The sequence below is a fragment of the Nonomuraea sp. NPDC048916 genome, from assembly GCF_040649575.1.
Lineage (GTDB): Bacteria > Actinomycetota > Actinomycetes > Streptosporangiales > Streptosporangiaceae > Nonomuraea.
Map to the genome: position 1 here is coordinate 1 of NZ_JBEZFS010000034.1, position 21422 is coordinate 21422.

23 protein-coding genes are annotated in these 21422 nt (G+C 69.8%); 16 read left to right on the plus strand and 7 right to left on the minus strand.

Annotated elements, in window-relative coordinates; translation table 11 throughout:
• Window positions 1-354 precede the first annotated feature (354 nt).
• Entirely contained in the window at window positions 355-807 is a 453-nt protein-coding gene (locus AB0C16_RS29970; RefSeq protein ID WP_357687618.1) for an Lrp/AsnC family transcriptional regulator, read from the minus strand.
• 123 nt (window positions 808-930) lie between these two features.
• On the opposite strand from AB0C16_RS29970, the gene AB0C16_RS29975 reads away from it, so the two are divergent.
• From AB0C16_RS29975 to AB0C16_RS29990, 4 genes are all read left to right on the plus strand, one after another.
• Window positions 931-1818 carry a phenylalanine 4-monooxygenase gene (locus tag AB0C16_RS29975; protein ID WP_357687620.1) on the plus strand — a complete coding sequence of 296 codons (888 nt, stop codon included), beginning with the start codon at window positions 931-933 and terminating at the stop codon, window positions 1816-1818.
• A gap of 87 nt (window positions 1819-1905) precedes the next feature.
• Window positions 1906-2787 carry a serine hydrolase gene (locus AB0C16_RS29980; protein WP_357687622.1) on the plus strand — a complete coding sequence of 294 codons (882 nt, stop codon included), beginning with the start codon at window positions 1906-1908 and terminating at the stop codon, window positions 2785-2787.
• A 94-nt stretch (window positions 2788-2881) separates the two neighbouring features.
• Entirely contained in the window at window positions 2882-3355 is a 474-nt protein-coding gene (locus tag AB0C16_RS29985) for a low molecular weight protein-tyrosine-phosphatase (protein WP_357687624.1), read from the plus strand.
• The gene (locus AB0C16_RS29990) at window positions 3342-4127 is read left to right on the plus strand and encodes a fructosamine kinase family protein (protein WP_357687626.1); all 786 of its coding nucleotides are present in this window, start codon (window positions 3342-3344) and stop codon (window positions 4125-4127) included. The genes AB0C16_RS29985 and AB0C16_RS29990 overlap by 14 nt, the downstream gene beginning before the upstream one ends.
• 227 nt (window positions 4128-4354) lie before the next feature.
• Here AB0C16_RS29990 and AB0C16_RS29995 read toward each other — a convergent pair whose 3' ends face one another.
• On the minus strand, window positions 4355-5440 hold the full coding sequence (locus AB0C16_RS29995; protein ID WP_357687628.1) for a TetR/AcrR family transcriptional regulator C-terminal domain-containing protein: 1086 nt from the start codon (window positions 5438-5440) through the stop codon (window positions 4355-4357).
• Between the two features lie 450 nt (window positions 5441-5890).
• Between AB0C16_RS29995 and AB0C16_RS30000 the strand changes: the two genes are divergently transcribed.
• Complete coding sequence (locus AB0C16_RS30000; RefSeq protein WP_357687630.1) at window positions 5891-6247, plus strand: hypothetical protein; 357 nt, start codon at window positions 5891-5893, stop codon at window positions 6245-6247.
• Here AB0C16_RS30000 and hisN read toward each other — a convergent pair.
• Window positions 6244-7035 (minus strand): histidinol-phosphatase, encoded by a 792-nt coding sequence (gene hisN / locus AB0C16_RS30005; RefSeq protein ID WP_357687632.1) that lies wholly within the window; start codon window positions 7033-7035, stop codon window positions 6244-6246. The two genes, AB0C16_RS30000 and hisN, sit on opposite strands and share 4 nt — an antisense overlap.
• An 89-nt stretch (window positions 7036-7124) precedes the next feature.
• Between hisN and AB0C16_RS30010 the strand changes: the two genes are divergently transcribed.
• Window positions 7125-7580, plus strand: a complete 456-nt coding sequence (locus tag AB0C16_RS30010; RefSeq protein ID WP_357687634.1) for a DUF4442 domain-containing protein — start codon at window positions 7125-7127, stop codon at window positions 7578-7580.
• 226 nt (window positions 7581-7806) lie between these two features.
• On the opposite strand, the gene rsgA is transcribed toward AB0C16_RS30010, so the two are convergent.
• On the minus strand, window positions 7807-8847 hold the full coding sequence (gene rsgA / locus AB0C16_RS30015) for a ribosome small subunit-dependent GTPase A (RefSeq protein WP_357687758.1): 1041 nt from the start codon (window positions 8845-8847) through the stop codon (window positions 7807-7809).
• Window positions 8848-9019: 172 nt separating this feature from the next.
• Entirely contained in the window at window positions 9020-10360 is a 1341-nt protein-coding gene (gene aroA / locus AB0C16_RS30020) for a 3-phosphoshikimate 1-carboxyvinyltransferase (RefSeq protein WP_357687636.1), read from the minus strand.
• A gap of 117 nt (window positions 10361-10477) precedes the next feature.
• On the opposite strand from aroA, the gene AB0C16_RS30025 reads away from it, so the two are divergent.
• A complete protein-coding gene (locus AB0C16_RS30025) occupies window positions 10478-11239 on the plus strand; it encodes an SOS response-associated peptidase (protein WP_357687638.1) in 762 nt (253 codons plus the stop codon).
• 155 nt (window positions 11240-11394) lie between these two features.
• A complete protein-coding gene (locus tag AB0C16_RS30030; RefSeq protein WP_357687640.1) occupies window positions 11395-11727 on the plus strand; it encodes a TraR/DksA C4-type zinc finger protein in 333 nt (110 codons plus the stop codon).
• A 12-nt stretch (window positions 11728-11739) separates the two neighbouring features.
• On the opposite strand, the gene AB0C16_RS30035 is transcribed toward AB0C16_RS30030, so the two are convergent.
• Window positions 11740-12480 (minus strand): class I SAM-dependent methyltransferase, encoded by a 741-nt coding sequence (locus tag AB0C16_RS30035; protein ID WP_357687642.1) that lies wholly within the window; start codon window positions 12478-12480, stop codon window positions 11740-11742.
• 242 nt (window positions 12481-12722) lie between these two features.
• On the opposite strand from AB0C16_RS30035, the gene AB0C16_RS30040 reads away from it, so the two are divergent.
• The 7 genes from AB0C16_RS30040 (at window position 12723) to AB0C16_RS30070 (ending at window position 19197) form a co-directional block, all read left to right on the plus strand.
• Window positions 12723-13319, plus strand: a complete 597-nt coding sequence (locus AB0C16_RS30040) for a sigma-70 family RNA polymerase sigma factor (RefSeq protein ID WP_357687643.1) — start codon at window positions 12723-12725, stop codon at window positions 13317-13319.
• Window positions 13316-13582 (plus strand): mycothiol system anti-sigma-R factor, encoded by a 267-nt coding sequence (rsrA, locus tag AB0C16_RS30045; RefSeq protein ID WP_357687645.1) that lies wholly within the window; start codon window positions 13316-13318, stop codon window positions 13580-13582. The genes AB0C16_RS30040 and rsrA overlap by 4 nt, the downstream gene beginning before the upstream one ends.
• A 10-nt stretch (window positions 13583-13592) precedes the next feature.
• Window positions 13593-14531 (plus strand): NAD-dependent epimerase/dehydratase family protein, encoded by a 939-nt coding sequence (locus AB0C16_RS30050; RefSeq protein ID WP_357687647.1) that lies wholly within the window; start codon window positions 13593-13595, stop codon window positions 14529-14531.
• Between the two features lie 235 nt (window positions 14532-14766).
• Window positions 14767-16122 carry an HD-GYP domain-containing protein gene (locus AB0C16_RS30055; RefSeq protein WP_357687649.1) on the plus strand — a complete coding sequence of 452 codons (1356 nt, stop codon included), beginning with the start codon at window positions 14767-14769 and terminating at the stop codon, window positions 16120-16122.
• A complete protein-coding gene (locus AB0C16_RS30060) occupies window positions 16119-17384 on the plus strand; it encodes an HD domain-containing phosphohydrolase (RefSeq protein WP_357687651.1) in 1266 nt (421 codons plus the stop codon). Before AB0C16_RS30055 ends, AB0C16_RS30060 begins: the two co-directional genes overlap by 4 nt.
• Before the next feature lie 156 nt (window positions 17385-17540).
• Entirely contained in the window at window positions 17541-18914 is a 1374-nt protein-coding gene (locus AB0C16_RS30065) for a biotin carboxylase N-terminal domain-containing protein (RefSeq protein WP_357687653.1), read from the plus strand.
• Window positions 18915-18984: 70 nt separating this feature from the next.
• Entirely contained in the window at window positions 18985-19197 is a 213-nt protein-coding gene (locus AB0C16_RS30070) for a biotin/lipoyl-binding carrier protein (RefSeq protein WP_357687654.1), read from the plus strand.
• Here the strand turns inward: AB0C16_RS30070 and AB0C16_RS30075 are convergent.
• Window positions 19187-19567, minus strand: coding sequence for a hotdog domain-containing protein (locus tag AB0C16_RS30075; RefSeq protein ID WP_357687656.1), 381 nt, complete (start codon window positions 19565-19567; stop codon window positions 19187-19189). The two genes, AB0C16_RS30070 and AB0C16_RS30075, sit on opposite strands and share 11 nt — an antisense overlap.
• Window positions 19568-19862: 295 nt before the next feature.
• Between AB0C16_RS30075 and AB0C16_RS30080 the strand changes: the two genes are divergently transcribed.
• On the plus strand, window positions 19863-21416 hold the full coding sequence (locus tag AB0C16_RS30080; RefSeq protein WP_357687658.1) for a protein kinase: 1554 nt from the start codon (window positions 19863-19865) through the stop codon (window positions 21414-21416).
• Window positions 21417-21422 lie beyond the last annotated feature (6 nt).

The window sequence follows — 21422 nt, forward strand, 5'->3', positions numbered from 1 at the left end:
ATCGTTTGATGTGGGAAGGGCCTCCTGGATTAGGGGGCCCTTCTCGCGTTTACGGCCCTGTGTTTACGGACCTGCCTGCGTGTTCGCTTGGTTGGTGGGGTTTGGTCGGGTTCCGTTCGGGGCGGGGCCCGGTCGGGCTTGTTCGGGCGGGTTTCGGGCGGGTGGGTTTCGGGCGGGCAGACCGCAGGCTTGTGGTTGGGCGGGCCGCAGCCGGTTGGCCGCGGGCGGGCTCGGGCTCGGGCGCGGGTTTTCGGGTGGTTGGTTTGGGGTTCCGGTGGCGGGGCCCCTTTTTTGTGTTCACGGTAATGCAGGTGCGGGGCAGATCCCTGAAAGCGCCTTGAAGGGACGAGGCGATCAGCGTGCTTCCAGGAGTGGTTCGATGCGGTAGGGGATCTGAGTGGAGAGCGAGATCGTGGTGTCCGTGCGTTGCACGGCCGGCGAGGCGAGGATATGGGCGATGATGTCCTGCAAATGGTCGGTGCTCCTGGCGACCACGCGGCAGAGCAGGTCGTGCTGACCGCTGGTCCCGTGCACCTCCAGGATCTGCGGCACGGCGTGTAGCGCCTGCACGGCTTCGGCCAGCCGTCCTTGGGCGATCTGCAACCATACGAACGCCAGGATCGGATAGCCGGCCTGCGCGGGTGAGACCGTGGGGCCGAAGTCCTCGATCACTCCTCGGGCGGTCAGCTTCTCGACGCGGGCCTGTACGGTCCCGCGCGCCACGCCCAGCACTCGGGCGAGTTCGGTGAGGCCGATGCGCGGGTGTGCACGCATGGTCACCAGCAACCGGGCGTCCAGCTCGTCCACCACTACTCCTCGGCTGTGCGATTCGACCAGGGAAAGCGAATTTTTCCGTACCAAACCCAGCGTATCGTGCAGGGAAACTGGGCGCTCTTGCCAGGAATCGTTGGAGTTGCTGTTATCTAGGACATGTTCGAGGAAGCACAGTATTTCGCCCCGATTGCGGCGCAGGATGACGGCTCGGTCGTGGTCGAGCTGGCGTCGTCGCATCCGGGTTTCGCCGACCCGGTGTACCGGGCGCGACGCAACGCGATCGCCGGGCTGGCGATGCATCACCGCAGGGGAACTCCGATTCCCTTCGCGGAGTACACCGAGCAGGAGCATGAGATCTGGGCGCTGGTCAGCAAGGAACTGGCTGCCAAGCATGCCCGATATGCCACGGCCGAGTATCTCGCCGGCACCGCCAGGCTGGGCCTGCCGGAGGCGCGGATTCCGCAGTTGGAGGAGGTCAGCCGGCTGCTGGAGCCGTTGACCGGATTCCGCTATCTGCCGGCCGCCGGGCTGGTGCCGTTGCGGGACTTCTACGGCGTGCTGGCCGACGGGTACTTCCACTCGACCCAGTACATCCGCCACCATTCCGTGCCCTTCTACACGCCGGAGCCCGACGTCATCCACGAGGTCATCGGACACGCCAACGCGCTGGCCAGTGACCGCTACGCGGCGCTCTACCGCCTGGCCGGGGCCGCCGCGCGGAGGGTGGAGAGCGTGGAGGCGCTGGAGTTCGTGTCCAAGGTGTTCTGGTTCACGTTGGAATTCGGGGTGATGCTGGAAGGCGCGGAGCTCAAGGCGTACGGCGCGGGGATTCTGTCCTCGTACGGGGAGATCGAGGAGTTCAGGGGAATGGACATCCGGCCCTTGGACATCCAGGAGATGGGCACCACTCACTACGACATCACGAAATATCAGGATGTGTTGTTCCGGGCCGACTCTCTCCAGCATCTGGAGGACGTCGTGGGTGGCTTCTGGGGCACCTGCGACGACGACTCGATCGCGAGATTGCTCGCCGTACGTGCCTAGCGGTCCTCACCGCTTTGTCGTGATGATTCATGAATGATCGCGGGGAAGGCGACACGCTGCCTCCTGGCGCTCGTCCTTCTGTTACCCATGGCGGCCTGGCTGCTGGCCGGGCAGGCGCCGGTGGCTCGTCCCCAGGCGCCCGCCCCGGCCAGGGCGGCGCCCGTGGGGCATCAGGAGCAGCCGCTCAGCATGGAGATGGTCAAAGAGGAACGGACCGCACCTCAGCCGCCCATCTCCGCCAAGAAGATCACCAAGCGTCTCGACGGGTTCCTGGCCGGCCGCCCGGGCCGGGTCACCGCCATGGTGCAGGATCTCGCCACCGGCCGACGCTACCGCTATCACCGCGGCGATCTCCTGATCACCGCCAGCTCCGCCAAAATCCAGATCCTGATGGCGCTCCTCCTCAAAACTCCGTGGCGCGAGCTCTCCGCGGCGGTCAGGCGCGACGCCGACCTCATGATCCGTTACAGCGACAACCACGCCGCCGACCGCCTCTGGCTCCGCATCGGCGGCGCCCCCGGCTTCAACCAGGCGGGCAGGAAGTACGGCCTGCGCGACACTCAGGGAATCGCCGGCACCTGCGTCGACCTCTACTGCTGGGGCATCACCCGTAGCTCCGTGGACGACCAGATCCGCTTGATGCGGGCACTGGTGTCCGAAAGCGGTCCACTCCCGGCCAAGGACCGCGCGCAGGTTCTCAGGCTGATGAGCGACGTCATCGATGGCCAGGACTGGGGCGTCAGCGCCGCGGCCTGCGAGGGCGACCGCGTGGCACTGAAGAACGGCTGGCTGAAGCGCGTATCGACCAAGCGGTGGGCCGTCGTCACCGTCGGGCTGATCCGCGACCAGGGTCACGACTACGCCGTCGCCGTGCTCTCCGAGGGGAGTGCTGACGTCGACCAGGGCATCGCGACGGTGGAGGGCGTTACCACGCGGATCATGACGTCTTTCCGGACATGCCGGACGTGACCAGGCGACAGCATCCGCGTAGCGGCTGGACGAGCGTGTCGTGCACCAGGAGGGGTGTCGTAGAGAATGCCTGGCGCCCCTCATGATGGAGAGTATGAGTTATCGCGTATGCCTCGTGTGCATGGGGAACATCTGCCGATCAGCGATGGCCGAGGTGGTGTTGCGCCACACGCTCACCGAGTTCGGGCTGGCCAACCGGGTGATGGTCGACAGCGCGGGCACCGGGGGCTGGCATGCCGGTGATCCCATGGACGCGCGGGCCCTGCGAATCCTGACCGATCACGGCTATGACGGCTCCGCTCACCGGGCACGGCAGTTCACCGATGACTGGTTCGACCGTTATGACCTGGTGCTGGCCATGGACCGGGACAATCTGGCGGTTCTCAAGAGGATGGCGCCACCCGAGGTCGAGGTGCGGCTCTTCCTGTCCTTCGACCCCAACGCGCCAGAAGGTGCGGAGGTGCCCGATCCCTATTACGGCGAGACCGAGGGCTTCGAAGAGGTGCTGGAGTTGGTCCGTGTCGCGTCCGAGGGCATCGCCAAGCACATCGCCGATGAGATCGACTGAGGACCTCGGCTCGTCCCACGGCTGGCGGCTGCGGCGTGGCGTGATGGAGGACGGGCGTGAGGTGTTCGCCAAGACCGGGGCCGCTTCCGAGGTGTTCGCCTCCGAGGCCGCCGGGCTGCGCTGGCTGGGCGAGGCGATCGCGGTCCCGGAGGTGATCGAGGTCACCGGTGACCGGCTCGTGCTGACGTGGGTGGACTCCGAACGGCCCACCGCGCAGACCGCCGGACGATTCGGGCGCGACCTCGCCCGGCTGCACCGTGCGGGGGCGCCCGCCTTCGGCGCGCCCTGGCCCGGCTTCATCGCCGAGTTGCCGATGGACAACACGCCCGCGGACGACTGGCCGGAGTTCTACGCCACTCGCCGAGTTCTGCCCTTCGTACGGCAGGCGAGGCTCCCTTCGGCCGACGTGCGGCTGATCGAGCAGGCAGTGGACCGGTTCGCCGAGGTCGCCGGGCCGCCGGAGCCTCCTGCCCGCATCCATGGCGACCTGTGGAGCGGCAACGTGCTCTGGTCGGGCGGCTCCGGCGTCCTCATCGATCCCGCGGCGCACGGTGGCCACCGGGAGACGGATCTGGCCATGCTGGCCCTGTTCGGCGTGCCGTACCAGGATCGGGTCTTCGGTGCGTACCAGGAGGAGAGTCCGCTCGCCGAGGGCTGGCAGGAGCGGGTCCCTTTGCACCAGCTGCATCCGCTGCTCGTACACGTGGTCCTCTACGGAGAGACGTACCGGGGCGGTCTCATGGCGGCGGTCGGACGAGTGCTGGCGCTGTAAACCAGGCGGGGCGTCATCAGGTAGGACCTGTGATCAGTTAGGCCCCGTGATCAGGCAGGTCCATGATCGGGCAAGGCTGTGATCAGGAGGGCTGTGATCAGGCAGGGCTGTGATCAGGTAGGCCCCATGATCAGGCAGGTCCGTGATCAGGAGGGCTGTGATCAGGAGGGCTGTGATCAGGCTCAGGCAGGGCCGTGATTAGGTGGGACGTAGCCCTGGGTCCGTGATCAGGCGGGGCCGCGCTGCCGGTAGGCGCGTTGGCGGCAGGCGTGCGAGCAGTATTTGCGAGGGCGTCCCGAGACGGATGCTTTCACCGGCTTGCCGCATATCCGACAAGTTTCGTCACGAATTTCGTCACGTCGGTGGATGAGCAACTCGATGCCGTCGAGGATCCGCGCCAGGCCGAACTCGAAGGAATCCTCGGGCGGGTCGTAGCCGCCGGCCTCCCACAGGTAGGTGAGGGTCGGGTACCGGTCGAGCCGTTCGAAGAGCGAGTCGCGGGAGCTCCGCCACTCCTCCTCGCTCACGCCACTCTCGCGCTGCCGCCGGGCGGCCTCCACCAGTAGCAGGGCCTCGGCGTCGAGAAAGCGGCCGACCAGGCCCACCGCGGCGATCATCTCGGCAGGGGTCAGGCCGGTGTCCCGGACCGCGCTCAGCATGCGCTCGTAGTGGGCGATGCCGTTGGGTCCCGGCAGATGGCGGCTGCCGCGCACCTCTGCCAGCCAGGGGTGCCGCCTGCGCAGCTCCCACGACTCACGCGCGTAGGCCTCCAACATGGCCCGCCAGCCGACCGTCGCTGTGTCCGTCGCGGTTTCCGTCCCGGGAACCGTCGCGGTGTCCGCGGGAACGGTCGCAGTGTCCGTCCCGGGAACCGTCCCGGGGGTCGTGTCTGAGTCCGTTCTGGGGTCGGTCGCGGGGACCGCCGTCTCGAGATCTGTTCCGGGATTCGTCTCGGGATTCGTCTCGGGATCTGTTCCAGGATTTGGCCCGAGGTTCGTTCCGGGAGGCGCCGTTCCGGGTGTCGTGTCCGAGGATGTCACGGGAGGAATCAAGGGGCGTTCGCCGATGACTGCGTCGCGCATGAGGTCGATGAGCTGGTCGCGGCCGGGGACATGGCGGTAGAGCGACATCGTGGTGAAGCCGAGCCGGTCGGCGACCTTGCGCATGGACAGCCCGGCCAGCCCCTCGGCGTCGGCCACCTCGATGGCCGCGCGGACGATCCTGGCCAGACTCAGGCCCGGCCGCGGCTCCGTGTCGGAGCCTCGCCACAGCAGCTCGCCCCCGTGATCGGGGTTTCCGACCCTGCCTCTCATGAACGCCCTTTCCGGGTTTATGTCGTAATACTACGTGTGCGCCATAAACAACAAAGAGAGGGCTGCCGTGTTCCACCTCCACGTCTCGCCTGCTGGTGACGATGCGTGATCGGGCACTCCGGAGCGTCCGTTCGCGGGCCTCAACCGGGCCCGATCGGCGGCGCGCCGGCTGGCCGGAGACGTTGTCGTCCACCTGGGCGGTGGCACGTACACGCTGACCACTCCACTGGAGTTCGGCGAGGCCGACTCCGGCCGGATCGTCTCCCAGGCGCGTGGACACAGCACCGCCGAGCAGGAGGAGGTCGTGCTCGGCGGCGGCCGCGAGATCACCGGCTGGTGGGAGGACGGCGGCATCTGGGTGGCCGACGTCGGCCCGCTGGACACGCGCCAGCTCTAGACGGCCGCCGGGCCGAGCGGGCCTCCATCGACGGCCTGTCCGGCGCGGCCACCATGACCGCGACCGGCTACGTCGCCGACAGCGCCGCCCCGCAGAGCCGGCGAAGCCCCGGCGCCGTCGAGTTCGTCCATCGCGGCGTCTACCCGTGGACCGCGGCCCGCTCCGGGGTGGCCGCCGAGTCGGGCGACGGCCGCGAGACCACGATCACCATGGCCAAGCCCGCTTTCGGCTCGGCCGTCGAGCTCTGCAACTCCACCTGGGAGGGGCAGTCGTCACGCGGCCCGGGACTGCCCACCCGGGTGGAGGACGACGCGAGCGCGATCGCCGGTGAGCGGGAGGTGGACGCCGCCACGGCCGCCCTCCAGGCCCCGGGCCGACCTGCTGACCCGGCGAGACGGGCCTCTCGCTAACGAGCGGAGCCGTTCAGGCGGCTGAGCACCTCGTCGTGCAGGAGGCCGTTGGTGCAGACCAGACTGCCGCCCTCCAGGCTCGGCACTCCGGCGACATCGGTCCAGACGCCGCCGGCCTCCTCCACGATCACCGTGAGCGCCGCCATGTCCCACGGCGACAACTCCGGCTCGGCCGACACGTCCACCGAGCCCTCGGCGACCATCATGTGTGACCAGAAGTCGCCGTAGGCCCTGGTGCGCCAGCAGGCGCGGCCCAGGTCGAGGAAGTTGTCGAGCCTGCCGGTCTTCTCCCAGCCGCCGAAGCTCGAGTAGGAGAACGACGCGTCGCCCAGCGTGCCGATCGACGACACGTGCATCCGGGTCGCCTTGGTCAGGCTCTTGCCGGTCCACGCTCCGCCTTCGGCCGCCGCCCACCAGCGTCGCCCGAGGGCCGGGGCCGACACCAGGCCGACGACGACCTTGCCGTACTCCATGAGCGCGATCAGCGTCGCCCACACGGGCACGCCGCGCACGTAGTTCTTGGTGCCGTCGATCGGGTCGATGATCCATGACCTGGCGCCCCAGCCGGTGCGGCCGAACTCCTCGCCGACGACCGCGTCACGTGGGCGCGCTCGCCGAAGCGTGCCGCGGATCGCCTCCTCGACGGCTCGGTCGGCATCGCTGACCGGGGTCAGATCGGGCTTGGTCTCGACCTTGAGGTCGACCGCCTTGAACCGTCGCAAGGTCAGGTCATCGGCGGCGTCCGCCATGACATGCGCGAGGCGTAGATCATCGGTATAACCCTGCACGGTCAGCCACGCTATCGTGCCGGGTATGCCGAGCATCAGTGCGGCCTCGCCCCTTTCTGGTGAGGCACTTCCGGTTACTCGCCAGTAGCATGTCTGGCATGTCACTCGACGTCGGCGATTTCCTGCTCCAAGCGGTCCCTTTCGCCCGGACTCTCGGCATCACGTTCGACCACGTCGGCGACGGCCGGGCCGTCTGCCGGCTCCCCGACCGTACCGACCTGCACAACCATCTCGGCGGGCCGCACGCGGGCGCCCTGTTCACGCTCGCCGAGTCGGCCTCGGGGGCGGCCATGCTGTCGGCCCTCGGAGACCAGCTGTCCCGGGCGGTCCCGATGACCACGACCGCCACGATCCACTACCGCAAACCCGCCATGGGCGAAGTGGTCGCCGAAGGGCGCCTGCTGGCCTCACGCGACGACGTGATCGCCCAGTTGGACGCGGGTGAGCGCCCGGAGTTCGACGTCGCCGTGGACGTCACGAACGCCGAGGGCGTCGTCGTCTCCAGCCTGACCGTCGGCTGGACCCTGCGCCCCAACACCCGCTGACCACCGGAGCCCGTCTCGGCGTCGCGAGGGCCGGCCGTTCGGGCGGATGGATCGGCTCGTGCCGGGTCGGCGAACCCCCTCTCATGGGTCGCGGACTCGTGATGGAGGCCCGCGACCGTCCGGTGAGGGGCGTGCACGGCCGAGCGGGTTCGCGCTGCGGAGCACTGGGGTGGCGAGGCGCCGGAGCCCGTCGGCGGTGAAGAACTCCTCGAAGCCCAGCAGTGGATCAGGAGGAGTCGTCGGGGATGCCGTCGCGGCTGGCCAGCAGGCGGCGCAGGGACTGGAGGCGGACGCGGCCGGCGTGGCCGGCCGTCACCCAGGCGTCGAGAGCGCAGCCGTCGCCCAGGTGAGTGCAGCCCTTCGGGCAGTCGACCGTGCCTTCGACCAGGTCGGGAAAGCCGGCGAGGACGGTCTCGACCGAGACGTGGGCCAGGCCGAAGCTGCGCACGCCGGGGGTGTCGATGATCCAGCCGCCTTCGGGCAACTCCAGCGCCACCGCCGAGGTGGAGGTGTGCCGGCCGCGGCCCGTCACCGCGTTGACCTGCGACACGGCACGGTTGGCATCGGGGACGAGGGCGTTGACCAGGGTGGACTTGCCCACGCCCGAATGGCCGACCAGCACGCTGATCCGCCCCTGGAGGTGCTCGCGCAGCTCGTCGAGCGGGCCGCCCTTGTGCACGATCACGTGCGGGACACCGAGTGGTTCGTACAGCGCCACCAGCTCGTCGGGGCGGGCGAGGTCGGGTTTCGTGAGGCAGAGCAGCGCGTCGATCTCGGCGTCGAACGCGGCGACCAGGATCCGGTCGATCATGCGCGGCCGGGGCGTCGGGTCGGCCAGCGCGGTGACGATGACCAGCTGGTCGGCGTTGGCCACGACCGGGCGCTCGATGCCGTCGGTGTCATCGGTGTCGTCGGCCGAACGGCGCAGCATGGAGGTGCGCGGCTCCACCCGTACGACCCTGGCCAGTGTGTGGGGCTCGCCGGACACGTCGCCCACCAGGGCCACCCGGTCGCCCACCACGATGCCCTTGCGGCCGAGCTCGCGCGCCTTCATCGCGACGACCAGCCGCCGCTGCGGCTGCTTGCGCTTCTGCGCCGACCCCTTCGGCCGCTCCGGCTCGACCAGCGTGGTGTAGCGGCCGCGGTCGACGGCCACCACGAACCCCTGGACGGCGTCCTCATGCGCAGGACGGATCCGGGTCCGGGGCCGTGATCCTTTGCCCGGCCTGACCCGCACGTCGTCCTCGTCATACTCCCGCTTTCTCAGCGGCCTACTCCCATGCGATAGCTTGCCTCGCCCGCGGGCCGCACATGCCCGTGGCTCCCGACCCCACACTTACCCGTCTGGCCGGCCCCCGCACCGCCGCGCGCCGCTCCACCGCCGTCACGCGCCGCTCCACGGACCCGCGAACCGCCCATGGTCGTCGGGCGCCGCCACGTCATCGGGATTCCAGCATGGCCGTCCACATCTGGACGAACTCCGGCAGCGTCTTGGCCGTGGTCGAGATGTTGGCCACCTCGATGCCGGGGACCGCCAGGCCGATGACGGCGCCGGCCGTGGCCATGCGGTGGTCGTCGTAGCTGTGGAAGACGCCCTCGTGAAGGGGGCGCGGGCGGATGATCAGGCCGTCGTCGGTCTCCTCGGCGTCGCCGCCGAGCCGGTTGATCTCGGTGACCAGGGCGGCGAGGCGGTCGGTCTCGTGGCCGCGCAGGTGGCCGACACCGCGGATCCAGCTCGGCGAATCGGCCAGGGCGGCCAGGGCGGCGATGGTCGGAGTCAGCTCGCCCACCTCGCGCAGGTCGGCGTCGATCCCGTGCACCCGGCCCGTGCCCGTGACCGTGAGCGGGCCGGAGCCCGCGGCCGGCGGGCCGCCGGCCGCCTCGGAGGCGCCGGACGGGTGGCCGGACGGGTGGCCGGACAGGTGGACCGTGGCGCCCATGCGGGCCAGCAGCTCACGCAGGGTGTCGCCGGGCTGGGTGGTCTGGTGTGGCCAGCCGGGGATCGTGACGGCGCCGCCGGTGACCATGGCCGCCGCGAGGAACGGGGCGGCATTGGAAAGGTCGGGCTCGACGGTCAGGTCCATGGCCGCGATGGGGCCGGGCTCGACGCGCCACACGTGACGGTCGCCGTCGTCGACCGTCACGCCCGCCGCCCTGAGCATCTGGACGGTCATCTCGATGTGCGGCTGGGACGGCACCGGCGGGCCCACGTGGCGGATCGTGACGCCCTTCGCGAAGCGCGGCGCGGTCAGGAGCAGGCCCGAGACGAACTGCGACGACCCCGAGGCGTCGATCGTGACCTCGCCCCCCGAGAGCGGGCCGCGGATGGTGAACGGCAGGGCGTCGTTGTCGACGTGGGCGCCCAGGGCGCGCAGCGCGTCGAGGATGGGGCCCATCGGGCGCTTGCGGGCATGGGGGTCGCCGTCGAACGACACCGGGCCGTCCGCCAGCGCCGCCACCGGGGGGACGAAGCGCATGACCGTGCCGGCCAGGCCCGCGTCGATGCTCGCCCCGCCCCGAATGGGACCCGGGGTCACCCGCCAGTCGACGGCGGCGGGCGTCTCGGAGGTGGCCTCCAGCGTCGCGCCCAGGGCGCGCAGGGCCGCGACCATGAGGTCGGCGTCGCGGCTGCGCAGCGCCTGGCGTACGGTGCCGGGACCGTCGGCCAGCGCGGCGAGCACCAGGGCGCGGTTGGTCACCGACTTGGAGCCGGGCAGGCGGACGGACGCGACGACAGGAGCGGTCGCGGTCGGTGCGGGCCAATGCGGTGCTGAAGCCATGGTCAAAGCCTACTGGCAGCCGGTACGCCCGGCCCCGGCCTGTGGACGACGACCCCGTCCACGGGTAGGTCGTGGCGGGCACACGCGAGCGAAAGCCGTACGTGGCAGTGTGGGGTCATGTGCGGTAGATACGCCTCGGCGCGCAAGAAGCACGAGTTGCTGGAGGAGTTCCAGGTCGAGCTCGACGGCGACCCCGGCAAGGAGCTGGGTCCCGACTACAACGTCGCGCCGACCAAGAACGTCTATGCCGTCCTCAGCCGGGTGCCCAAGGACGCCGAGCGGGCGGTGCGGCAGTTGCGGATCGTGAAGTGGGGCCTGGTCCCCGCCTGGGCGAAGGACCCGTCGGTCGGGTCGCGCATGATCAACGCCAGGATCGAGACGGTGGCCGAGAAACCGTCGTACCGGCAGGCGTTCGCCAAGCGCAGGTGCCTGCTGCCCGCTGACGGCTACTTCGAGTGGATGCCGGTGGCGGCGGAGGGCGCGGGCAAGCAGGCGAAGAAGAAGCAGCCCTACTTCATCCATCCCGCCGACGGCGGGGTGCTGGCGATGGCGGGCCTGTACGAGTTCTGGAAGGATCCGTCGCGCGCCGACGACGACCCGCTGAAGTGGCTGGTGACCTGCACCGTCATCACCACCGACGCCGAGGACGACCTGGGGCGCATTCACGATCGGATGCCGATGATGATCGAGCGCGAGCGCTGGGCCGAGTGGCTCGATCCCAAGCTGACCGACACGGCGCAGGCCTCGGAGCTGCTGGTGCCGGCCGATCCCGGGCGGCTGACCGCGGTGCCGGTCTCCACGGACGTCAACAATGTCCGCAACAACGGGCCGGACCTCATCAAACCCCTCCCTCCCCAGGAGGAAAGCCCTCTTTTCTGAAGGTTAAAACCAGCTTCAAATGGGCATCCGGTGAGGAAAGCGATGCGTCCGTGCACTCGGAGTCACCGCCATACACATTGCCCCCTCTTGCGCCGGGCGGGACCACCGGGGAATCTCGCCGCGGTTTGCATTCCTTTACCCGGAGGTGCGGATTCGTGGATGTCACGACCGCTCGTGAACGGCTGGAGAAGATGCTCGCCGACCTGGACCGGTCGATCGGGGTGCTGCAGGGCGACCCCGTCGCGGTCCGCGAGTATTCCGCGGCCGACGCGGGTTCAGATCTGACCGACGCCGACCGGGCCCAGGCCATGCTGACCGTCGCGACCGCGCAGCGGCGGGCGGTCGTCGACGCGCTCAAACGGCTCGACGACCGCTCCTACGGCAACTGCGTCGACTGCGGCAAGCCGGTGCCGGAGGGCCGGCTCGAAGCACGTCCCGAGGCCGCGCGGTGCGTGCAGTGCCAGGGGAAGCGCGAACGCCGGCGCTAGGACTCGCCCGCGTCAGGCCTTGCGCGCGCTCGCGACGAGATGGATGCCGACCGTGTCGTCGTCGTCGGGGTGCGCCTCGAGCTCGGTGCGCACCAGCCAGGTGAGCGCTCTGCTGTCGGAGCCGAGCACGTGGTCGACGGTCGAGGGTGACAGCACCGTGCGCGGGCGCATCCACTCGACCTCGAGCCCCGCGCCCATCAGCAGCTCGCGCAGCTGGCCGCTGCTGAAGCACCGCGTGATGCTGCCGTCGGGCCATGGCACCAGCATGACCTCGCCGGTCTGCCGCAGGTGCTGCCACTGGCCCTGCTCGGCCAGGATCGCCATGCCCAGCACCAGCGAGTCGACGCAGACGAGGGTCCGGCCGCCCGGCCGCAGCACGCGCGCCACGTCGCTCATCACCGACTCGGACATGAGCTCGATCGACATCGCGCGTTCCTCGGCGACCACCGCGTCGACGCTCTCGTCGGGCAGGAACGACAGGTCGTCGGCGCGTACGTGGCGCACCCGGCCGGCGTCGCGCAGCCGGGACTGGGCGTCGACGGTGCGCCGGAAGTCGAGCAGCTCGATCACCCGATGCCCGGCCCGGGCCGCCTGGCCGGACCAGCGCCCGCGTCCGCCGGACAGATCGAGTACCACGGAGGGCTCGCCGGGTAGCCAGCGGCTCAACTGCTCGGCGACGACCGCGCGGTAGAAGTTCCAGTACGGTCCGAGCGTCCCTGAGCCGTTCAGTTCCTCGGCCGGAATGGGCAGCACACGCGACTCCTGGGTTCCGGGAAATGGCTACCAGCCGGTACGTATGGTTTTCCCCGCACCGGGTCGTTCGTCACCTTCTATCTTGCGGGAACAGACGATGGCGCGAGCGTGTTGCGACGAGCATGCTCTCATTGCTCGACCCCCTCCCCAGTGGCCGGCCGGTCGCTGACAAGCGGGTATTCTCCCCTGAATACGGTGTACCGCCACAGTCGGCCACCGGTGATCTTAGGGGGGTGGGCCCGGTGCCCGCGACAGGCGCGGAGACTCTGGAACAGCGAAGTGAGCGGTTCGAGCGCGAAGCCATGCCTTTCCTCGAGCAGCTCTACTCCGCCGCGCTCCGGATGACCCGGAATCCAGCAGACGCGGAGGACCTGCTGCAGGAGACCTTCGCGAAGGCGTTCGCGTCGTTCCACCAGTTCCAGGAGGGCACCAACCTCAAGGCCTGGCTCTACCGGATCCTGACCAACACCTTCATCAACAGCTACCGCAAGAAGCAGCGCGAGCCCAAGCAGTCGGGCACCGAGGAGATCGAGGACTGGCAGCTGGCGCGGGCCGAGTCGCACACGTCGAGCGGCCTGAAGTCGGCCGAGGTCGAGGCGCTGGAGCATCTCCCCGACGGCGACATCAAGGAGGCGCTCGCGGCCCTTCCCGAGGAGTTCAGGATCGCGGTCTACCTGGCCGACGTCGAGGGGTTCCCGTACAAAGAGATCGCCGACATCATGGGCACTCCGATCGGCACCGTGATGTCGAGGCTGCACCGTGGACGAAGGCAGTTGCGGGCACACCTTGAGGACTATGCTCGCGAGCGTGGCCTGGTCCCGACGGAGGGATCCAAATGAGCTGTGGCAAGCCGCACGACACCGACTGTCGCGAAGTGCTGGACAAGGTCTACGCGTACATCGACGGGGAGCTCACCGAGGGCGATGTGAGCGACATACGCGTGCATCTCGACGAGTGCGACCCATGTCTGAAGGAATACGACCTCGACAAGGTGGTCAAGCAGTTGGTGGCCAAGCACTGCGGCTGCGACCCCGTGCCAGGTGACCTGCGCGCCAAGGTGCTGGCCCGCATCGCGCAGGTGAGGGCCGAGCTCTCCGACTAGGATCTCCACCATGCGCGTCCTTGTCACCGGTGGTGCCGGGTTCATCGGTTCCAATCTCGTCGACCGCCTGCTGGCCGAAGGCCATGAGGTGGTGGCCGTCGACGACCTGTCGTCCGGCGACCGTGACAACCTCGCCCAGGCGTCGACCCATGACCGTTTCCGGCTGGAGGTCCTCGACGTCCTCGACCCGGCGATGATCAGGCTCGCCGCCGAGGCGCGGCCCGAGGTCATCTGCCACCTGGCCGCGCAGATCAGCGTCCGCCGGAGCGTCGCCGATCCGGTGCACGACGCCCGCGTCAACGTCGAGGGCACCGCGTCGGTGCTCACCGCGGCCCACGAGGGCGGCGCCCGTAAGGTGGTGTTCGCCTCGTCCGTCGCGGTCTACGGCCGGCCGGCCACGATCCCGGTGCCCGGCGACGCGTCCACCGATCCGCGCTCGCCCTACGCGGCCTCCAAGCTGAGCGGCGAGATCTACCTCGCGGCGTTCCGCGCGCTGCACGGCATCGAATACACCACGCTCGTGCTCTCCAACGTGTACGGCCCGCGCCAGTCGCCCGAGGGCGAGGCCGGGGTGGTGGCCATCTTCACCGACGGCCTGCTCGGCGGCACCCCCACGATCCTCTACGGCGACGGCACCCAGACCCGCGACTACGTCTACGTCGACGACGTGGTCGACGGCTTCGTCAAGGCCTGCGGCTCGGGCGGCGACGGCCGCAGGTTCAACCTCGGCACCGGCATCCAGACGCCCGACCGCAGGCTCCACTCGCTGGTCGCCGACGCGGCCGGCGCCCCCGACAAGCCGGGGTTCGCCCAGCCCCGGCCGGGCGACCTGCCCGCCATGGCCGTCGACCCGGTGCCCGCCTACGAGGGGCTCGGCTGGGAGCCGCGCACCGATTTGTCCACCGGCCTGAAGAACACCGTCGAGTGGGCCAGAAGTCGCCGCAGGTAGTGGCTTGATTACGCTTTGCTTGCGATTCGTGACTCCGCCGGTGCGACGAGGCCGTCTTCTGTAGCGTGACCTCCAGGACTCGACCTGGAGGCAAGCGGATGTCAAAGGTCATGATCACGCGATTGATCACGGTCATGGTGCTGGTCGTCCCCGTCATGCTGGTGCTGGCCGGGGGTGGCGAGGCGATCTTCCCGCCCGGGGTGTCGTGGACCTGAGCTACCCGTAGGGGGCCGCAATGCGTGATCTGCCGTGGCCTGCGAAGGTCTACCTGGTCGTCGTCATCGGCACGGCGACGGCCCTCCTCGGGCACAGCCTGTTCCTCTCCGAGCGTCCGGTGGCCACGACGGAGCTGGGCACCCTGCTGGTGCTCGCTCTGCTGTTCCTGGTCTGCGAGTCGATGCCGACGCTGCTCAACGTGGAGCAGTTCGCGGTGTCGGTCAGCTTCTCGGCCGCGCTGGCCGCCGTGGTGCTGATCGGTCCCGAGGGCGCGGCGGTGGTGGGGTTCACCGCGACGCTGAGCGTGCGGCCGGGCCTGCCGTTGATCAAGAGGCTTTTCAACGGGGCGCAGTTCGCCATCTGCGGTTACGCGGCCGGGTTGGTCTACGCGTGGCTGGGCGGCGAGTCGGGAGTGCCCAAGGTCAACGCCTTCGACGATCTCATCGGCCCCTACGTCGCGGCGACCACCGTGTTCGTGCCGCTCAACATCGTGCTCACGCTGACCATGATCCGGCTGGCGACCAGGGCGGGGCGCGTCGAGGTGCCGATGCGCGGCATGGTCCAGTTCCTGCTGTCCTACCTGGGCTACGGCACGTTCGGGCTGTTGGTGGCCGGGCTGTGGGCGACCGTGCAGTCGATCTCCGCCGTGCTGGTGCTGCTGCCGTTGTTCGTGGCGCGCTGGGCGTTCGGCCAGTATCACGCCCAGCAGCGCTCGTACGACGCCACGATCGCCGCGCTGTGTCAGGCCGTGGAGACGAAGGACTACTACACCAGGGGCCACTGCACCCGGGTCTCGGCCGCCTCGACCATGATCGCCCAGGAGATCGGCATGGGGCTGGAGCGGCTGCGCGCCATCGGCTACGCGGGCATGCTGCACGACGTGGGCAAGCTCGGCGTGCCGACCAAGGTGCTGCAGAAGGACGGGCCCCTCACCGAGGAGGAGTTCGCCGCGATCCAGCTGCACCCGATGCGCGGGCTGGAGATCGTGCGCGGCATCGACTTCCTCGACGAGGCCTACGCCGGGATCATGCACCATCACGAGCGCCACGACGGCACTGGCTACCCGATGGGCCTGGCCGGTGACGAGATCCCCGAGTTCGCCCGGGTGATCGCGGTGGCCGACGCGTTCGACTCGATGACCTCCGACCGCTCCTACCGGGGCGCTCGGCCCGTCGAGGTGGCCGTCGAGGAGCTGCACAAGTGCGCGGGCACCCATTTCGACCCGGTGATGGTGACGGCCTTCGTCCGGGCGCTCGAACGCCGGCCGTGGCAGCCGCCCCGCCGGGTCGACCTGCCGCCTCCCGAGGCCGACGACAAGCCCACCAAGGACCACGACGACCCGACCATGCCGATCGAAGTGGTGAGCGGGCCGTGACACGCGCCTTCCGGGGGCTCGACTCGGGGCAGTTGCTGCTCATCTGCGCCGCGGGGCTGGTGGCCGTGGCGGGCGTCGCGCACACGGCCGCCGTCGGGCTGGACCATCCCGAGATCGCGGTCGGGTTCGGCGCGCTGATCGCGGTCGGTGAGCTGGCCAGGCTGACCATGCCGGGCAACAGGGAGGTCGCGCCCATCGGCGCCGCCGCCGCCCTCGGCTACACGCTGCTGCTCGACCTCAGCCAGCACCAGCTCCGCCACTCGGCGCTCCAGGTGGTGGCCGTGATCGCGGTCGGGATGATCGCGGGCGCGCTGCCCCACCTGGCGGTCGGCCGCCCGCCGCGCCTCGACGCGATGGCCCGCCGCCTGCTGACGGGCGCCCTGCTCGCGTTCGCCTTCCGGCCGCTGGTCGATCCGCTCTACCTGCTCACCAGGCCGCCGACCGAGACCTGGTGGCCGGCGCTCGCCGTGATGATCGTCCTGATCGCGCTCTCTTTGCTCGTCGACGTGCTGATCGCGGCGCTGCTGAGAGCCGAGCAGGTGCGCACGGCGTTCAGGGTGGCGGTGCGCGACGAGATCAACATGGCGTTCCCGCTCGGCGCCGCCGTGGGCGCCTCGGGCGTGCTGCTCGCGCTCGCCACGCACAGCATGGACCTGGTGGCGCTGCTGGTCTTCGCCGCGCCGCTGCTGGTCACGCAGGTGGCCTTCCGCAAGTACGCCGGGATCCGCGCGACCTACCTGCAGACCGTACGCGCCCTGTCGCGCGTCACCGAGGTGGGCGGCTACGTCGAGCCCGGCCACTCGCGCCGGGTGAGCCGCCTGGCGGTGGCCGTCGGCAGGGAGCTGGGCATGGCCGAGCCGGAGCTCCTGGAGCTCGAGTACGCGGCTCTGATGCACGACATCGGCCAGCTGTCGCTGCGTGACCCCATTCCGGGGGGCGCCACCGTGCTCACCGATCCCGAGCAGGCACGCCGCATCGCCGAGCTGGGCGCCGCGGTGATCAAACAGACCGGGGTGCTCGACCGGGTGGCCGACCTGGTCCGGCGGCAGTGCGATCCGGTCGCGTCCGACCCGCCGCTGTCGAGCCGTATCATCAAGGTCGCCAACGCCTACGACGACCTGGTGGGCGGGTCCACCGACCGCGATCGGGCGGGCGCCGCGCTCGAACGGCTGCGCCTGGGGGCGGGCACCGCCTACGACCCGGCCGCCATCGAGGCGCTGGCTCGCGTGGCCGACCGCTACACCGCCGTCCACCGTCTGTGATACATGGCCTTGACATATGGCGAAACCGTGAGAAGTGGCAGGCCGCTACCGGGTTTCTCGCGGCTCACAATTGTGGGATTCCTACAGATCGCGCTCTCCGGATCGGTGGTTTAGAGGGAAAGGGGTGGGCCCCTTTCGCGCCGTAGTGTTGGCGGCGTGCCTATTGAGACGCTCGGACCCGTCCTGATCGCCAACCGAGGCGAGATCGCACGACGGATCATCCGCACGGTCAAGCAGATGGGGCTGCGCGCCATCGCCGTCCATTCCGAGGCCGACACCGGGCTGCCTTTCGTGCGCGAGGCCGACGAGGCGGTGCTCCTCGGCCCGGCCGACCCCACGCGAAGCTACCTCGACGCCGGCAAGGTGCTCCAGGCGGCCCGCGCGACCGGGGCGAGGGCGATCCACCCGGGTTACGGGTTCCTCGCCGAGAACGCCGCGTTCGCCCAGGCCGTCGTCGACGCCGGGCTGGTGTGGATCGGGCCGGCGCCCGAGGCCATCGCCCGGATGGGCGACAAGATCAACGCCCGAAACCTGATGGAGGCCGCCGGCGTGCCGGTGGCCGCGGGCACCCGCGAGCCCGTGACCGATCTCGACCTGGCGCTCAAGGCGGCCTACGAGATCGGTTTCCCGGTCATGGTCAAGACCGCGGGCGGCGGCGGTGGCATCGGGATGAGCGTCGCCCATGACGAGGAGGGCCTGGTCAAGGCGTACGAACAGGCGGCGAGGGCGGCGGCCAGGTTCGCGGGAGCGGCGGGCGGCGAGGGCGACGCGCCGGCGGGCCCCGCGATCCTGTTGGAGCGCTTCATCGAGCGGGCCCGTCACGTCGAGGTGCAGATCCTCGGCCTGCCCGACGGCCGGGTCGTGGCGCTCGGAGAGCGTGACTGCTCCGTGCAGCGCCGTCACCAGAAGGTGGTCGAGGAGTCGCCGTCGCCCGGCATCACGCCGGAGCTGCGCGAGAGCATGCTGGCCGCGGCGGTGCGGGCCGGCGAGACGGTCGGCTATCTGGGCGCGGGCACCGTGGAGTGCCTGGTCGACACCGACCGGCAGGACTTCGTGTTCCTCGAGATGAACACCAGGCTCCAGGTCGAGCATCCGGTCACCGAGCTCGTCACCGGGCTCGATCTCGTCGAGCTGCAGCTCCGGGTCGCGGCCGGAGAGAGCCCCGAGGTGCGGTCCGCGACGAGCGGTCACGCCATCGAGTTCCGCGTCTATGCCGAGGATCCCAAGCGCTTCTTCCCCGGGCCAGGCAAGATCACCGCGTGGCGGGAGCCCGCCGGCGAGGGGGTCCGTGTTGACTCCGGCTACGCGGAGGGCGATATGGTCACGCCGTTCTACGATCCGCTCATGGCCAAGCTCTGCGTCCACGCGGCCAGCCGGGCCGAGGCGCTGGCCAAGGCGCGCAGGGCGGTCGCGGAGTTCGCCGTCGAGGGGCCGAAGAACAACCTGCCCTTCTGCGCCGAGCTGCTGGACAACCCGGAGTTCGGCTCGGGCGACTACGACACCGGCTTGGTCGGGCGGATGCGCGCGTAGCGACATGACATTGTTGAATCACTGAACGTCAGATCACTGAACGTTAGATCACTGAGAGAGGGGAGTCGCGGTGGCTGAGGTGCGAGCTGAGATGGTGGCCAATGTCTGGAAGGTCGTCGTCAAGGAGGGGGACACGGTCTCCGACGGCGACACGCTGGTCATCCTCGAGTCGATGAAGATGGAGATCCCGGTCCTGACGGAGGACGACGGTGTGATCGCTCAGCTCAGGGTGAAAGAGGGCGACGTGATCCAGGAAGGCGACCTCATCGCCGTCATCGAGTAGCGCGCTCGATGAAGGCGGCTCGGTCGACCACCACGCGCTCGATCGTGCCCCGGCCGACGACCTTGTGCCGGTCGCGGGCTTCGAAGGCGAAGACCAGCCGCCTGCCGTCGGTCTCGGTGAGCTCGGTGGTGAACTCGACGTGGGTGCCGATCGGGCTCGGAGCCAGATGCTGGAGCTCTGCCCGGTTGCAGACCGACGTCTGGCCGGGGGCCAGGTGGGGGCGCAGGGCCTCGACGGTGGCCATCTCGGCGACCGCCAGCAGGCGTGGGGTGGCGAGCACCGGGACATCACCGCTGCCGACCATGCGAGCCGTGTCTTCCTTCTCGACCATGATGAGCAACTGGGAGCGGAGACCCGGAGCGAGCTTCATGCGGTCAGCCTACTGTGATCGTTGTGGGCTCTGACGGGAGGCAGGGCCTGTGGGGTGGACGGTGTGGCATGGGAAGGATGGGCCCTGATCTTCTGGAAACGGGGACAAGTATCGCCACAAGGCCGCAGGATAGGCTTTGTACGGCTTGTGGCATTTGAGTGGCATGTGAGACGGGCGGGGTCGTACACTCTCGGAGTTCCGTGACCTCTGCGTTACCTTGCCGCGACACAAGTTCGCTTTCTTGAGATTCTTGGGGTTGCAGAGTTCGGAGAGGTAGGGGGGTAACGGGGGAGTCATGGTGGCCCAAGGGACGACGCTGGCGGGGCGGTATCGCCTGGATACCCGCATCGGCGCCGGTGGCATGGGCGAGGTGTGGAGAGGCGAGGACATCGTCCTGGCCCGCACCGTCGCCGTCAAGGTGCTGCTCCCGGGCCGCATGGACGATCCCGGCTTCGTCGCGCGCTTCCAGGCGGAGGCGCGGGCGATGGCGACGATCAACCATCCGGGTGTGGTGGACGTCTACGACTACGGGGTGAGCGGCGACACCGTTTACCTGGTGATGAAGTTCGTCGACGGGGAGCCGCTCGACAGGCTGCTGGCGCGGCTGGGCAGGATCCCCCCGCAGCCCGCGATGGAGCTGATCGCGCAGGCGGCCTCGGCGCTGCAGGCGGTGCACGATCGGGGGATCGTGCACCGCGACGTGAAGCCGGGCAACCTGCTGGTGCAGCGTGACGGCACGCTGGTGCTGACCGACTTCGGCATCGCCCGCTCCGACCTGGCCAACCGGCTCACCGACGCGGGCATGGTGCTCGGCACGGCCGCCTACTGCGCGCCGGAGCAGGCCGAGGGCGCGCCGGTGACACCGGCCGTCGACATCTACGCGCTCGGCGTCGTGGCGTACGAGTGCCTCGTGGGGCAGCGGCCGTTCGACGGCGACAGCGCGGTCACGATCGCGCTCAAGCACATTCGCGAAGCACCTCCGCCCCTGCCGGCCGAGGTCCCCCCGCCGGTGCGCGCGCTGGTGGAGTGCGCGCTGTCGAAGGATCCCGCGCGGCGCTACCCGACGGCCAAGGCGATGAGCGACATGGCTCGCCAGATCGCCGCCGGCGAGTTGCCCGCCGCGCTGCCGCCGTCCACCGGAGCCACGATGGCGCCGCCGGTGGAGGCCTACCAGACAGGGGCTCAGCAGGCGCCCGCCCCGAACACGACGTTAGCCGGGCCCAGGCAGGGCAGCAGGCGCGCGGCCAAGGTGCGCCGCAGGGGCGGCCTCGTCGCCGGCCTCGCCGCCGCGGTGGTGCTCGGCGTGGGCGCGGGCGCGGTGGCCCTCACGGGCATGACCACCGGCGACGACCCGGCCCCCACGATGACCACCTCTGACATCGCCGCGTCCGGAAAGATCAAGACGCCCACGCCCACCACCTCGCGGGGCAGGCGCCCCAGCATCAAGCCGTCCTCCCAGGTGCCGACCGTCAGGCAGGAAGCCGAGCCCGAGGAGAGCCGGGAGCCGTCCCGCACTCCGACCCCCACGCACTCGCCGACGCCGTCCACCGACAAGTCGCCGTCCACCTCCCCGTCCCCCACGCCGGTCGTGAAGAGGGAAGTGCCGCGCGTCGTCGAGCTGCCCTACTCCGAGGCGCAGATGCTCATCCACGCCGCCGGCTTCAAGATCGAGATCGACGACCAGACCCGGGGCGAGGTGCCCGCCGAGTGCCTCAAGGTCGGCCAGTCCTTCCCCAACGGGGGCACGATGTTCGACATCAAGAAGAAGGTCAAGCTGGTCCTGATCCCCGCAGGGACGTGCCCCTCGGCCACTCCGACCCCGACCGCCACCCAGACGGCCGGGAAGTAGTAGCGC

Bases quoted from the DNA above. Each gene is read 5' to 3' on its own strand.
- AB0C16_RS29975 (WP_357687620.1), top strand. From the start codon at position 931: ATGTTCGAGGAAGCACAGTATTTCGCCCCGATTGCGGCGCAGGATGAC.
- AB0C16_RS29980 (WP_357687622.1), top strand. From the start codon at position 1,906: ATGGCGGCCTGGCTGCTGGCCGGGCAGGCGCCGGTGGCTCGTCCCCAG.
- AB0C16_RS29985 (WP_357687624.1), top strand. From the start codon at position 2,882: ATGAGTTATCGCGTATGCCTCGTGTGCATGGGGAACATCTGCCGATCA.
- AB0C16_RS29990 (WP_357687626.1), top strand. From the start codon at position 3,342: ATGAGATCGACTGAGGACCTCGGCTCGTCCCACGGCTGGCGGCTGCGG.
- AB0C16_RS29995 (WP_357687628.1), bottom strand. From the start codon at position 5,440: ATGAGAGGCAGGGTCGGAAACCCCGATCACGGGGGCGAGCTGCTGTGG.
- AB0C16_RS30000 (WP_357687630.1), top strand. From the start codon at position 5,891: ATGACCGCGACCGGCTACGTCGCCGACAGCGCCGCCCCGCAGAGCCGG.
- AB0C16_RS30010 (WP_357687634.1), top strand. From the start codon at position 7,125: ATGTCTGGCATGTCACTCGACGTCGGCGATTTCCTGCTCCAAGCGGTC.
- aroA (WP_357687636.1), bottom strand. From the start codon at position 10,360: ATGGCTTCAGCACCGCATTGGCCCGCACCGACCGCGACCGCTCCTGTC.
- AB0C16_RS30025 (WP_357687638.1), top strand. From the start codon at position 10,478: ATGTGCGGTAGATACGCCTCGGCGCGCAAGAAGCACGAGTTGCTGGAG.
- rsrA (WP_357687645.1), top strand. From the start codon at position 13,316: ATGAGCTGTGGCAAGCCGCACGACACCGACTGTCGCGAAGTGCTGGAC.
- AB0C16_RS30050 (WP_357687647.1), top strand. From the start codon at position 13,593: ATGCGCGTCCTTGTCACCGGTGGTGCCGGGTTCATCGGTTCCAATCTC.
- AB0C16_RS30055 (WP_357687649.1), top strand. From the start codon at position 14,767: ATGCGTGATCTGCCGTGGCCTGCGAAGGTCTACCTGGTCGTCGTCATC.
- AB0C16_RS30075 (WP_357687656.1), bottom strand. From the start codon at position 19,567: ATGAAGCTCGCTCCGGGTCTCCGCTCCCAGTTGCTCATCATGGTCGAG.
- AB0C16_RS30080 (WP_357687658.1), top strand. From the start codon at position 19,863: ATGGTGGCCCAAGGGACGACGCTGGCGGGGCGGTATCGCCTGGATACC.